The sequence below is a fragment of the Paraburkholderia sp. J7 genome, from assembly GCF_905220155.1.
Lineage (GTDB): Bacteria > Pseudomonadota > Gammaproteobacteria > Burkholderiales > Burkholderiaceae > Paraburkholderia.
Genome location: NZ_CAJMYZ010000044.1, coordinates 1 through 13,330, shown reverse-complemented (window position 1 = coordinate 13,330; position 13,330 = coordinate 1). Strand labels below are relative to the sequence as shown.

13 protein-coding genes and 2 pseudogenes are annotated in these 13,330 nt (G+C 58.7%); 5 read left to right on the top strand and 10 right to left on the bottom strand.

Annotated elements, in window-relative coordinates; all coding sequences use genetic code 11:
- Positions 1-42: 42 nt before the first annotated feature.
- From U5A58_RS38950 to U5A58_RS38925, 5 genes are all read right to left on the bottom strand, one after another.
- Positions 43-288, bottom strand: a complete 246-nt coding sequence (locus U5A58_RS38950) for a hypothetical protein (RefSeq protein WP_321965266.1) — start codon at positions 286-288, stop codon at positions 43-45.
- Positions 289-712: 424 nt separating this feature from the next.
- Complete coding sequence (locus U5A58_RS38940; protein ID WP_321965275.1) at positions 713-1,162, bottom strand: Ohr family peroxiredoxin; 450 nt, start codon at positions 1,160-1,162, stop codon at positions 713-715.
- Between the two features lie 193 nt (positions 1,163-1,355).
- Positions 1,356-1,592 carry a hypothetical protein gene (locus U5A58_RS38935; RefSeq protein WP_321917635.1) on the bottom strand — a complete coding sequence of 79 codons (237 nt, stop codon included), beginning with the start codon at positions 1,590-1,592 and terminating at the stop codon, positions 1,356-1,358.
- A gap of 1,117 nt (positions 1,593-2,709) precedes the next feature.
- Positions 2,710-3,771 carry an alkene reductase gene (locus U5A58_RS38930; RefSeq protein ID WP_321965264.1) on the bottom strand — a complete coding sequence of 354 codons (1,062 nt, stop codon included), beginning with the start codon at positions 3,769-3,771 and terminating at the stop codon, positions 2,710-2,712.
- Between the two features lie 194 nt (positions 3,772-3,965).
- The gene (locus U5A58_RS38925) at positions 3,966-4,670 is read right to left on the bottom strand and encodes an SDR family oxidoreductase (RefSeq protein ID WP_321965263.1); all 705 of its coding nucleotides are present in this window, start codon (positions 4,668-4,670) and stop codon (positions 3,966-3,968) included.
- A 1,119-nt stretch (positions 4,671-5,789) separates the two neighbouring features.
- Between U5A58_RS38925 and U5A58_RS38920 the strand changes: the two genes are divergently transcribed.
- Together U5A58_RS38920 and U5A58_RS38915 are read left to right on the top strand one after the other, a co-directional pair.
- Entirely contained in the window at positions 5,790-5,921 is a 132-nt protein-coding gene (locus U5A58_RS38920) for a hypothetical protein (RefSeq protein ID WP_321965278.1), read from the top strand.
- Between the two features lie 184 nt (positions 5,922-6,105).
- A pseudogene (locus tag U5A58_RS38915) lies at positions 6,106-7,199 on the top strand (porin).
- A 44-nt stretch (positions 7,200-7,243) separates the two neighbouring features.
- Here U5A58_RS38915 and U5A58_RS38910 read toward each other — a convergent pair.
- The 3 genes and pseudogenes from U5A58_RS38910 to U5A58_RS38900 all read right to left on the bottom strand — a co-directional run.
- Entirely contained in the window at positions 7,244-7,435 is a 192-nt protein-coding gene (locus tag U5A58_RS38910; RefSeq protein ID WP_321917641.1) for an acyloxyacyl hydrolase, read from the bottom strand.
- Between the two features lie 347 nt (positions 7,436-7,782).
- The gene (locus tag U5A58_RS38905) at positions 7,783-8,130 is read right to left on the bottom strand and encodes a hypothetical protein (protein ID WP_321917643.1); all 348 of its coding nucleotides are present in this window, start codon (positions 8,128-8,130) and stop codon (positions 7,783-7,785) included.
- A 211-nt stretch (positions 8,131-8,341) separates the two neighbouring features.
- A pseudogene (locus tag U5A58_RS38900) lies at positions 8,342-8,872 on the bottom strand (efflux RND transporter periplasmic adaptor subunit); the annotation flags it as partial.
- Positions 8,873-9,019: 147 nt separating this feature from the next.
- On the opposite strand from U5A58_RS38900, the gene U5A58_RS38895 reads away from it, so the two are divergent.
- Positions 9,020-9,457, top strand: coding sequence for a hypothetical protein (locus U5A58_RS38895; RefSeq protein ID WP_321917644.1), 438 nt, complete (start codon positions 9,020-9,022; stop codon positions 9,455-9,457).
- A gap of 56 nt (positions 9,458-9,513) precedes the next feature.
- Here the strand turns inward: U5A58_RS38895 and U5A58_RS38890 are convergent, their stop codons facing one another.
- Together U5A58_RS38890 and U5A58_RS38885 are read right to left on the bottom strand one after the other, a co-directional pair.
- Entirely contained in the window at positions 9,514-9,924 is a 411-nt protein-coding gene (locus tag U5A58_RS38890; RefSeq protein ID WP_321917645.1) for a DUF3331 domain-containing protein, read from the bottom strand.
- 104 nt (positions 9,925-10,028) lie between these two features.
- Positions 10,029-10,244 (bottom strand): hypothetical protein, encoded by a 216-nt coding sequence (locus U5A58_RS38885; protein ID WP_321965274.1) that lies wholly within the window; start codon positions 10,242-10,244, stop codon positions 10,029-10,031.
- 883 nt (positions 10,245-11,127) lie between these two features.
- Between U5A58_RS38885 and mqo the strand changes: the two genes are divergently transcribed.
- Positions 11,128-12,777, top strand: coding sequence for a malate dehydrogenase (quinone) (gene mqo / locus U5A58_RS38880; protein WP_415774357.1), 1,650 nt, complete (start codon positions 11,128-11,130; stop codon positions 12,775-12,777).
- 111 nt (positions 12,778-12,888) lie between these two features.
- Entirely contained in the window at positions 12,889-13,191 is a 303-nt protein-coding gene (locus tag U5A58_RS38875) for a DUF3579 domain-containing protein (protein ID WP_321917648.1), read from the top strand.
- Positions 13,192-13,330 lie beyond the last annotated feature (139 nt).

The window sequence follows — 13,330 nt, the reverse complement described above, 5'->3', positions numbered from 1 at the left end:
TTCTTCGTCTGCGCGCGCTCGGTGACCACCCTCAACTCGGCCTTACCACCAGATGCGAGGGGCGCGGCAGGTCGTACCGATCGTCCCGCCATTGGCATGGGTAGCCGGCAGACCATCAAGCGGCTGGGTGACAATCAAAAAACCCGTTTCCGCACGATAGACATAGCGCCTGCGCCGCTCGTTTTCATCGCTGATACCTTCGCCGTAGCCGAGAGCCCCGAGCACAGCATCGTAGAAACGCTTTGCTTTTCCCAAGTCGTTGGGGTCGACCAATACATGACTGAACATTGTCTACTTCGCTGGAAAGTGATGCTTATCCCACCCCATCTGTGACCTTCGCGCGTGAGGGACGACGACGCGCGAGAGGCCAGTGCCGGAGGGATACGCGATCTAGTGACGCGCGAACAGGTCTTCGCGCGACGTCGCAGCAGCATGGCTGTCTGCCCGAGAGAATCCAGCGGCTATACCGCCATACATTTCTCGCGTGTACGTAGCGTCGTCGCGCTCGGCGGCGAGAGTTTGCACGCCCTGACCGCGTTGCGAATCGGTGGCGCCAACCGATGGTCGCGAGAAGGGGATAGGTCCATAGCAACTGGCGAATGCGGGGGCGCCTATGGGGGCCGAAAAAACGACGATCAGTGCAGCGATAGGTCTGGTCTTCACGATGGATATTCCGTAAGAGATGCTCGGTGCGACGCGCCGTTTTGCCGGATCACGCCGTCATGACGTTCACGACGATGTCGATGTTGCCGTGCACAGCCTTCGAGTAAGGGCAGATCTGATGCGCAGAGTGCACGATGGCTTCGGCGAGGTCCTGTGCGACACCGGGCATGCGAACGTTGAACCGGGCCTGTATGAAATACTCGCTGCGGGTTTTTCCTAGATCGACCTCGACGTCAACGGAAAGGTCCGGGGGAAGCTCCACTTTCTTCGACATCGCCGCGAGGCCTAGCGCGCCCGTGTAGCAGGCCGACCAGGCGCCAGCGAACAACTGCTCCGCGGTTGGATGCATCTGAATCGCTGTGAAAGCAATGTCGTTGGCAGCGTTGCCGGGGGTTGAGAGTCGAATGTCGATACGTTCATCGCCGCGGGGAGCGCCTTCGCGGTGGCTGGTAGTCGTATAAGTTTTGCCCGTGAGTAGCACGGTCTGGATCTTGGTGATCATTGCGAAATCCTCATCGGTTAGCCCAGTTTTCTGTGCGTGGGCACTCGCCGTGCCACGTGCCATTGCCAGCGCGCTGGGGCGCAGATCGCGCCGGAATCGGGTCGAGCGCCATCAATCCGTATGCACCCTGACCCATCTCACAGATGGGCCTCAGCAAACGGCGATTGGCGAGCTCAGGGATTGGTGTGGTTCAGGCCGGTATCATCGCGTTGTAGACCGCGTCTTCATAGGCTTGGGATAGCAGGTCTTCAATTCCAAAGAAATCGCTCATGTTTTCTCCTCTCTGAATCCAGTGAAGTGCTCCACAGCGATCGCAAGCGGAGAATGGCGCGCGGCACAGGTGAAACAGGGGCGCTTCGTCGAACTCGTGTGAGACCCGGGGTGCCGTCGAGAGACTAACTGCGCTAATGGTTGGCGTCTGTTGCATGGCGAACTCCTTGGCAACCAGTGGTTGCGTTCGGGGTGAATGCAAATCTTCACTACCCTGGAGTGAGCATGCGGCGCGCGGCGGTTGGTTTGTATTGCGCCGTGGTTGATCAGGGCGACCTCTTGGTATCGAATCGCGCAATTGCCGTGCGTGAAACGCGGCCGGTCTTCACCCAACGGGCCGGGGGGATACGCACATGGTTGGGCCATCTGAACCTTGGTTCAGGAGTGGGTTGGCGATGTGAATCTGGGAACTGCACCGCGACGACTGATCGGCGCCTACCCTTGGTCTTTCGCCGCCGGCATCGGCCGTCCGCTATCATGCGGCGCTCACGCAGTGCGAAGAATCGCGAACCTTGGTTGGATGGTCGTCTCTTCGCCAGCCAATCACAGGCGATTACTTGTGTGTTATTGACGCCGCCAGATCTCTCTGGAAATTACTCGCAGGCGGTAATTTCGATTGCGAAATAAATTGATCGTCGCAATGCAGACCAACAATTGTCTTGAGGTGATTCAACATGAAGACCAGATTCAGCTCTCGTCAGCATCTGGAACTCTTCTTCCCGATCCACGTCCAACAACGTCGAACCTTCGGGGCAATGACCTTGGGCGGTGCTACTGCTCGGCAATCTTTTATTTCGGCTGGGAGCAGAAGCAATAGGCCGACAACACGGTCGCCGATGCTGACGCGTCGGGCCTCTCATGGCACAACGTCGTGACCGAGATCGTTACGGCTCAAACGGTCTGGGAAGCCGGGCTGGAACACCAGGGCTAACCAGAGAACAATCTCGACCGATACACGTGCCACATCATTCGGTCAAACTGGAAAGTGCTTGAGGGCGGATAAGGATGCGGTCAATGCCAACGATTGAAGGTCGCCGAGGTCATTCGGATTGCAACAACCTCAGCGCCTCTATTGCATGGCCCCGATGTTCGCTGGCGTTCGATCGCCGGAGGCCATCGTCCTGCACTAAGTGCGTCCGCCGGCGCTGCTTGACTGGCACGATTCGCGAAATCTTACTCTCACGTAAAGCGCATACGGTGATCGACGGATTGGCTGCATGACCGAGCCTACAATCACCTTGAACCGAGCTATTTTTCACAAGCCGCGGCTGCGTTCAATCCGACGCTTTTAGTACCGGATAATCCGTGTAGCCGGTTTCCCCTTCGGCGTAGTACGTCGTTGGATCGGGCTGATTCAATGGTGCGTCGAGTTCGAAGCGACGTGGTAAGTCCGGGTTGGCAATAAACAGCTGGCCCCATGCAACGGCATCCGCTTCGCCTGTGTCGAGTACCTGTTGCGCCGTTTCCCGGGTGAATTTCTCGTTCGCGATGTAGGGACCGCCGAACGCGGCTTTCAGTTGCGGCCCCAGACGCTTGTCGCCGAGCGATTCGCGAGCGGCAATAAATGCGATCTTGCGCTTGCCAAGTTCTCGCGCGACATAGCCGAAAGTAGCCACTGGGTCGGAATCGCCCATCGTACCCAGGTCGCCGCGCGGCGCGAGGTGCATGCCGACGCGATTAGCGCCCCACACCTCGATACATGCATCGGTCACTTCGAGCAGCAGGCGGGCGCGGTATTCGATTGAGCCGCCGTACGCGTCAGTGCGATGGTTTGTGCTGTCCTGCAGGAACTGATCGAGTAGATAGCCGTTCGCACCGTGCACTTCGACGCCGTCGAAACCGGCGGCCTTGGCGTTTTCGGCACCCGTGCGATAGGCATCGACGATGCCCGGGATTTCGGACAAATTCAGAGCGCGCGGCGTCACATATGGCCGCTGCGGGCGCAAGAAGCTCACGTGCCCCTGTGGTGCGATCGCGCTTGGTGCAACCGGCTGCTCTCCGTTTAGAAAGATCGGGTCCGACACACGGCCGACATGCCAAAGTTGCAGGAAGATCTTGCCGCCAGCGACGTGCACCGATTCGGTGACAAGCTTCCAGCCCGCGACCTGTTCGGGGGACCAGATGCCCGGCGTCGCAGCGTAGCCGACGCCTTGCGGCGTCACGGAGGTGGCTTCTGTAAGGATCAGCCCGGCAGAGGCGCGTTCGGTGTAGTACTTCGCCATAAGCGCGTTGGGCACGCGTTTGTCACCTGCGCGCTTACGGGTCACCGGGGCCATGATGATGCGGTTCGGCAACGTGAGGTCGCCAATCTGGAGGGGGTCAAAAAGAGTCGGCATAAGTGTTTTTTCCCTGACGGACACGTTGCCCGCAACAATGAAATGAATCCAGAGTGAAGAATGAGCGGACTGAAGTCCGGTCCTCACGCCAGCGGCCATCCATGAAAGACGTTGTTACGCGTCGCTGACTCCGGACGCGAAGATCGCAGGCGTCGTTGACATCACGGCCTAACCTGACGAGCACCCCGTCGCCGTTAGAGCGGCGTCGCGTCGTTCAGATAGAGGCCCGCCGACAGCCCGGCCTTCACCTGCCGCGTGAACTCATCGGTGGACACTTCCTTTGCGCCGGCCTCGATCGCGTCGTACGCCTGGCGTACGACGTCGGCCGGTGTCGCCTTCGGCACTTCCAGCCCACGCGTCAGATCGGTATCGATAAAGCCGGCATGCAGCGCGACGACCTGCGTGTGTTGATCGCGCAGTGATTGGCGCAGGCCGTTGGTCAGTGCCCACGCTGCCGACTTCGACACGCCGTAGGCCGAGAGGATCGGCCGGTTCACCCAGCTTGCGACGGACAGGACGTTCAGGATCGCGCCGCCGCCGTTGCCGGCGAGGCTCCCTGCGAACGCCCGCGACATCGCCAGCATCCCGATCACGTTGGTTTCGAGGTGACTGCGCAACGCGTCGAGCGCGCCGTCATCCGCCAGGTTGCCCAACTGCGCAATGCCCGCGTTATTGATCAACAGCGTGACGTCGCGCGCCGCGTCGGCTGCCGCGGCCACGGCCGCCGGATCTGTCACGTCGAGCTTCACGGGCACGACTCCCGGCAGCGTCACGCTGGCCCGATCACGCGCACCCGCATAAACCTTCCGCGCCCCTCTTTCGATCGCCTGTTTCGCGAACTCCAGGCCTAGCCCGCGGTTCGCGCCCGTCACGAAAACGACAGCACCTTCGATCTTCATAGTCTTTCCTTTCAAAAGATGAATCGCATGTGCGCCGGCTCGCTGCGCATGAGATCCGTTGGAAGCAAGGCTGCAGTTGCGTACCGAACCGCTGCACCACCGAACGGCAGGTAACATCTGCCGCACAGCGGGTGCCAAAGAGACCGTCACTGAAGCAGGGTGTCGGTTGCATGGCGAACTCCTTGGACGCCCGTGGTTGCGCGCGTGTGTGACCGCGAATTCTTGCAACCCGGGAGTAAGCATCCGGCGCGTGCCAGTTGATTTGTAGTGCACCGTGGTCGATCGATTCAAGCCTCTGGTACCGATGCGTACGATTGCTGCATGCGAAACGCGCGCGGGCCCCAGCCAATGGATCAAGAGCCTGAGAAAATGGTTGATCTGTCTAAACCTTGGTTTAGAAGAGCCAGTCACGAAAATCAGATCCAGCCGCACTGAGCACCGCACTCGGCTGTCAACAGCGGCTTAAGTACTCGTCAATGGTTGGTATAACGCGTCAATCAATCATGCTAGGCTGCGCGAACTGCTTCGCTATTGAATTTTCAGTGGATGCTTCAGCTTCACCAGCGGTCGTACGGAAATGAAGATCCGATATCACATGGGTCGATCACGGAATGCTCAGGGTTTTATCTTGAAACGCTAACCGTAGTATTGAAGTGGTCGAACGTACCCGCGTATTGGCGCGTTCACGACGAATCTAAGAAAGCAGAGGAAGCTCCTAGTGAGCGGCCTGCGAATTGCCGTGCGACATGAGTAGTGTGCTTCGTGCGCGCGGACTGGCATTCGCAAAGTTCCATCAGGAACTGCTCGAAATAAGTTGACGTGCTTCCTTCCTCTCCGAGGCCGGCCAGACTAATGACAGCCGATTTAAACAGGACATGCGACCGGCCCGAAGTATGTTCCCCGTGCAGCTCGCCGACAGTGCCGAATTCAGCGCGTCACTATGGGCGAAAAAACGAATGCCGGTTTAAGTCTCAAAGCAACCGATGACGCACGCATGGCTGAATGGCGGCTTCGGGGCTGTAGAGTGGCCGCGGAGGACGAGAGCAGGCAGACCGTAATACGATAGGACTGCTTAGTGTGTCACGAACGCAGACGGGGGCCTGCGGTGCTGTACTGAAGATGGGAGTAGGCCTCCCGAAGTCGGTTTTCAGGATCACGCACCGGTTTGCGTTCGACGACATGCACAAGGCGTATGAGACGTTTTCGCAGGCGGCCAGCACGCAGGCGCTGAAGATGATCGTCGAGATATGAGATGGTCTATTTTATGTTTGCGAACATCGTAAAAATGTCGATAATTAGTATTATGTTAAATGTTGCACGATAGGCAAAGGCCAATCGAGATGACAGACCTTAGTTTTCGGATATATCCATTGACGCGCTTACCGGTGACCATAGCATCCAGCACTGGAGTCCGGCGTCTTTCCCGGAGTCAACCTTGTCCAAGAAGTATCTCCTGGACGTGGCGGTCACAACCAGCTTGCTCGCGCCACTCGCTCACGCGCAGCATTTCGTTACGCTGTACGGCCTGATCGACGCCGGTCTCATGTACACGAACAACGTGAAAAAAGGTACGAGCGCAGGTTCGCTCGTTCAGGCCACGAGCGGCAACACTAATGGCAGCCAGTTCGGTGTGCGCGGCAGCGAAGATCTCGACAGCGGCTTGAGTGCGGTGTTCGTGCTGGAAAGCGGTTTCAACATCCAGAACGGCAAGATGGGGCAGAACAATCGCTTCTTCGCGCGTCAGTCTTATGTGGGCGTCGATTTCGTTGCGCCTCTGTCGGAAGTGGCATCGACTTTCGGAAAGACCGGCTTTTCCCACCCGTTCGATAACGACAACCTCGACTACTCGGTCCGCATCAACAACGCCGTGAAGTTCAATAGTCCGGACATCGACGGCTTCAAGTTCGGTGGCGTCTATGCCTTCTCGAACAGCACCGACTTCAGTGCGAACCGCGCATACAGCGCGGGCGCGAGTTACGGCAACGGTCCGTTAAAACTGGCGGCCAGCTATCTCAAGATCAACGGCTCAAATAACACGAACACGAGCGGTGCGATCGAAACGGCGGAGTCCACGGCCAATGGCACGGCCGGATTCCTGCTCGGCGCCGACGTGCAGCGCGTGTCCGCCGCCGGTATCGACTACACACTGGGGCCGGCCGTGCTCGGCTTCGCGTATTCCCATAGCCAGTATCAGCACGAGGTCGTTCAGCTCGGCGTACGGCACGGTCCGCTTCGACAACTTCGAACTGAACGGTCGCTATGCGCTAATCTACGCTGAAGCTCGGCGTCACCTACACCTACACGGATGGCCATGTGACCAACGCCACGACCTATGGCGCCGACCCGAAGTGGAATCAGGTCAACGCACAGGTGATCTACTCGCTTTCGAAGCGAGCCGATATCTATGCCGAAGCCATGTACCAACATGTGTGCGGCAAGCAGTACGTCGCGTTCATTAACACGTCGGGCGGCGCGTCCTCTACCGCAAAGCAGATGGTCGCGACGGCCGGATTGCGCACCCGCTTCTGATGGCCTTGGCAACACGCCGGCATTGGATATCCGTTCCTACACAATCAGAAGTTATACTGAACATATTTTTGACCCGTGTGGAAACCTGGGCTGGGGCGCTCCAGACCCGTGTTCGACAAATGCTCAAAGCGGAAACCGGCATGATAGCTCCGGTGCGCTCCGAATTGCGCGCCCACACCCACCATGTCGCCAAACTGAAACGAAGACGAGAAGATACGGTCCGGCGTTTCACTCACGTGAGAAAGCAGTCTACCCCCCCAAGCCTGCTTCGACGAATGGCCGAATATAGCCGGAACTCTTGATAAAGCGAAACACCGGCGCTAGCTCAAACATCCCAGATGTTTGGATGCGAGTCCGGTTTCTCCTGGACATCCAAATAGGCGGCATGCGCCCCACTACGGTGAAATGATAGCCGCCAATTCCTCACCAACTCGGTCCCGGGATTCAAACAATGCCGAAATCGGCTTTGCGAACGTCGTGAGCCGCCCCGCCGCCGGCAAATTGAACACCCCATTGCTCCGCGTATGCAGACGTCGTGCTCGCGCACCACGGCGAACAGCACCACAAGCCAGGTCTTTCTTCTTTAAATTTTTGACAGCGTCAAGCATTCAAAGCCTACCCGAGTGACGCAATGGCCGCGTGCAGCAACGCGCTCGGCCTGCCCGAATACGCTCGGCCCGCTCTCGTTGCGCACGTCACCGGAGGCGGCGCGACGTTCCCACCGCCGCACTTCGGTGACATCGCGCAACTCGACGTCGAAGACGCGTTGTGCCATGCGGCGGCTGGACACCAGTACTCGCCGTTCGACGAAGCGGCCATTCGCATTGTCGACGGTCATCGCGGCTATCGGGGCGCGCCGGGCGTCGCAAAGCGTCTGAATCGCGCGCGGCGAGCGAATCGAGGAGGTTGATGGCAGCACGTCGCGCGGCATCCGCGCGCTCTAAGAGGCCGTCACCTGGGTAATCGGCTTCGGCGCGCGCAATCACGGGCATGCGCCACGTGTGCTCACGGGCAACGTGTCGCCGGACGGGCCGCGCCAACGATCTCGCGTAGCGCGCGAAGCGATCGACGCCCTGCTGATCGGTGAGCACCTTCGAAAAAAACTGAATGATGGCTGAATTCAGCCGCCATTCAACGCGCAGTCATTTTCCGGGCTTGATGACCACGGTGCGGGCGAGCCAGGCGACAAGCTGAGTGTTCTCGGCCACCTTGTCGATATGGATGCGCACCGGCACGCGTTGCGCTAGCCGCACCCAATTGTAGGTCGGATTCACATCGGCGGGCAGATCGCAGCTTTGCGGACTATCGTGATCGTAAATGTCGCTGGAGATGGTCTCGACGTGACGGTCGAACGTGGCGCCGCTCATGAGCCGCATTTCGGCCTTCTCGCCAAGCTTCACGCCGGGCAACTTGGTTTCCTCGAAATAGCCACAAACCCAGAAAGGAATTGCTATCGATCACTCCAGCCTCGGCTGCCCAATGACAGCGTAGTTGCCCTTTCAGACTTGCAGGTTCGGTACATAACCGTCAACCGGAGAAGCTACGCGCGTATGCTCAAGGTTGAGCTTCGCCACATCGAGTTGGGCGACCGCCTGATCGTATTGCGCTTGCGCGGCATTGGCGGCGGCCGAGGCATTCTCGCGGTTCTCCGTCGATACGACGTGGCTGTCCATCGACTTCAGGAACTGAAACAGCGGACCGGTGCCCGCGTAGCCGCCCATCGAAACGAGTGGGTTGACGTTCGGACAGAAGTCGGCCGTGGTCCACGTCGATATCGCGCGCGCCGCCACGCTTCAGCGCGCCGCGACCACGTCGGGCCGATGCCCGTTCAGCTCGGCTGGCACCGCACCGCCGAAGGCAAGCCCGCGAGCGCGGCGACGCGGTTCCTACCAGGCGCAATTTCTTCCGCAACCAAGTCAACCTGCGGCTCGTACTCCGGGAACGGGGTTTCAGCCTCGCCCATTTCGCGCTGCGTGCCAAGCCTTCCGGCAAAGCGTCCCCCATGTAAGCTCGGGCAGCATTTCCTGCTGGGCAAGCATCTGCTTTGCGATGTCGAGCAACGCATAGTTCATCGAAAGTTCGAACTCGCATGGATACTGCCCGACTACACGTCGCGCGCACTGGTCATCTACGCAATCTATCCTTCGCGCGGGGATACCGACGCGAAAGTCCGGCCTTGGGCGGTGATATTGCGGGAGCAACTACCTTCAACACGCATGAAGGATGTGTCCGAATTGCACAAGTTCTCCCGCGACTGAGATTGCACAGTGCGACGCCCTGGTCGATGGCCGACGAGATCTGGCAAACACCGACGTCAGCCCTCTTCCAGCACCCTCGCCAGGATCACTTCTTCGCAATTCATCGGTCGCAGGCCCCGCATGCAGGGTCGATACACGATATCGCCCCGCCTGACCCGCATCCCGCTCAAGATGCACCAGGTCGAGCGCCGCGCGTTACCGCGCTTCCACAGTTGCTCGCCATAGTGTCCGACGGTGGCGTCGCGCCAGCGCACCATGATGGAACACGCGGAAATTCGATCGACGATAGTGCAGTTGGCCAGATCGGTCGCCCCTCCTCCGGAACGCGCTGGAGGCGCTTTTTTCGCGGAATCTCGCCCATTATCGGGGCCACTCACCATGTACTTGTCTGCCCCGTCATCCGGCGAACACATCCGGCCGAGCAGCGCAACGGTGCTTTCCCACACATGCTCATTAGAGTTGTTCAATTTTCACCTCCGAGCCGCTCGACAAAACGACTCAGGCCAATGGGCGGTCTATACCATGCGCTTCCAGCACCGGCTTGCATGGAGCCATTTGCAGATGCAAGCTCTCAGCTGCCGAAATAGATATTGCAGAACGACACCGGACCGACACAGTCGTCCTTCTTGCCCTCTCGCCGATCGTGGTCAACGCGGCCGAAATTGTCCGCCGCCGGAGCCGTGTCGTTCTGCGCGGCGGTTTCGTTGGCCGCGGACGGCTGGGCATGGTTTCCCTGTGCATACGCAGCGGTAGCGAAAAGCGATATGGCGACCAAGAGGCATGGCATAACCTTCACGACTAAACTCCTTACGCGCAGCGTAACGTGCTGCGGTGCCCCGAACTATAGTTTACCGCCCCGCCCTGATTAAGTACCCGCAATGCAAGAGTCCCTTCCACACGCCCTGCGGGCAAACTCTGCCAAAAGCGCCGCCCCTCAAGGGAAATATAAGATTGCAAAAGGAAACACCTCCTGAACCGGGTCGTGCATTGCCTATCGGTTCTCTTAATAAGCATTGAGTCCGACATCGATATATCAATTGACTACCAATCTCACGGTAAAACAATTTATTCAACATCCCCTTTGCCTTTGCCTGTCTGAATCGATCGACGCGGCTGACGTTCACCATGGATATTGGAGTAGTCTGCTCCAGAAGCAGTAATTGATCTTTCCTTCAGCCCACAGGCCCCGACCGGCGGCGGCTCGCGACTTTCTCGATTGCGTCAGCGTATGTTCGCGCATCCATGGCCAATTCTGCATCCATGATTCGGCATTCCTTGCCACGACATAGTTCACGCGAACCGAATAGTGGTGAAATTTAATAAACGAAAACTTTATTCTCGCACATGCCGGTGCGAAATCAACGGCAGAATGCGCCTACTGGGTTCGCTCGCGTTGCGCATCATAAATTCACAACCATCAAGCAAAGGTCTATTGCCACACTGCGGCTATATGTAGCAGCTGTGAGCCCATACCATTACGTTCGTCTGGACGAGAAGGAAATCAGCCACGTGTTCGAGGTTTCTTTTTCAATTAACTGTCGACAAACAGAAATCCAGTTTTTTCGTTCTTCATTCCTGGTCGCAACGAGCAGGTTCGACGGGATCGATCGGCAGGAGACCTACGGTCAGACGGCAAACAACTTCCGCATAAACTACAGCGGGTGAGCACCTTGGCACAAATGAAACGACAAGCACTACCGGGACAGGAAAATTCTGGCCGCTCGCTAGCAGGATCCGGCAATGAACTCGATAGGGTCGACGTCCTCTTCATAGGAGGGGGGATCATGAGCGCGACGCTCGGCGTCCTGCTCCACGAACTCGAACCGCAGTGGTCGATGATAATGGCCGAGCGACTCGACTGCGTCGCAGCGGAGAGTTCGAACGGCTGGAACAATGCGGGCACCGGGCACACCGCTCTCGCCGAGCTCAACTACACGCCGCAGACCTCGAGCGGCGCAATAGACATCACAAAGGCCGTGCGCATCAGCGAGGATTTTCAGGTCTCGCGGCAGTTCTGGGCCTGGGGTGTCAGCCGCGGAATACTGAAGCAGCCGCGGTCGTTCATCAACACGACGCCGCACATGAGTTTCGTCTGGGGCGACGAGAACATTCGTTTCCTGAAGAATCGCTACGCTGCCTTGCAGCCCAATGCACTTTTTCACGGCATGAAATACTCGGAATCGCATGACGAGATCGCTCAGTGGGTTCCGCTAATGATGGAAGGCCGCGATCCCCGCCAGAAGGTTGCCGCGACGTGGTCGCCCGAGGGCACCGACGTGAACTTCGGCGAAGTCACACGTCAATACGTTCGCTACCTGAGCAGTCGGTCCAATTTCAATCTGCTGCTGAATAGCAATGTTCAGAAGATCGCGCGCAATAACGACGGCACGTGGCGCGTGACGCTGGAAGATACCCAATCGCGCGTGCAGACCGTCCAGGTCGATGCCCGGTTCGTTTTTGTGGGCGCTGGCGGCGGTTCCCTGCCGCTGTTGCAGAAATCCGGCATTCCCGAGGCGAAAGAGTACGGCGGCTTCCCAGTTGGCGGTTCGTTCCTCGTCGCGGACAACAGCGACATTGCGAACCGCCATTTCGCCAAGGCATACGGCAAAGCTTCAGTCGGCTCCCCGCCCATGTCGGTGCCGCACCTGGACACGCGTATTCTCGACGGAAAGAAAGCCATTCTGTTCGGACCGTTCGCCACGTTCTCGACGAAATTCCTGAAGAACGGCTCGTACAGCGACCTGCTCGCCAGCACGGGAATGAACAACCTCGTTCCAATGGTGCGTGTGGGACTTTCCGAGTTCTCGCTCATCAAGTATCTGGCCGGTCAAGTGACGCTCTCGGACGCCAACCGCCTCGAGGCATTGCAGGAATATCTTCCGCTTGCCCGCCAGGAGGACTGGCGGCTCTGGCAAGCCGGCCAGCGCGTGCAGATTATCAAGCGCGACAAGACGAAGGGCGGCGTGCTCAAGCTTGGCACCGAAATTGTCTGCTCGAAGGACGGAAGCATCGCGGGCCTGGTGGGCGCCTCCCCCGGCGCTTCGACTGCGGCTCCCATCATGCTGAGCCTGCTGGAAAGGGCCTTTCCGAGCAGGTTTCGAGCACCCGCTTGGCAGGCGAAGATCCACAAGATCATTCCGGGCTACGGCACGCAGCTCTCGTCGAACCACCCAGACAAGGCGCGCGAGTCATTGAAAGCGACGAGCGAAATTCTGCAATTGAGCGTGCCACCGGACCGTGTCGCGACGGAGCGCGATATGCCCGAAGCCCATGCTGACTATTCGAATGCGCGCGGCAGACGCGTCGAACTGGCGCACTGAACGCCGCGGCGGCGCCCGGTGCGTGTGGACTTTTAGCGGCATCGTGGGCTGGCGCAGCGAACGCCTCAATTGAAGAACCTCGACCTCTTCAGAGCCTGAACAGATTTGCATATGACCACCGCGAATCCTTCTGCATACGTCATCCTAGGTATCACCAGCAAGGGCAAGGCATTCCGGCCCAGCGACTGGTCCGAGCGCCTGGCCGGCGCCTTGTCGAGCTTCGGGCCGCGAGCGCGCGGCGTCAGAAAGGAAAACCTGCACCTGGGTTATTCGCTCTATATTTGCCCGATGATTATCGGCAACCTCAAGTGTGTCGTACTCGACGCCCGGCTGCGTGAGGTCGCGCCCTACGCCTTCGACTTCGTGCTGAAGTTCGCCCGGGACAATGATCACGTGGTGCAAAGCAAGGGGTAGTCAACTGCCGCTGCGCTGCCGCGTCGATCCGTCAAGGCAGCGCGATGTTCCGGTCCTTTCGGCTTCTGAGAGCGACCGCATTAATCAGATTGCTCCGCAGTCCTGATATTTTCAACTTTGAAGTCGATTTTACGCTGCA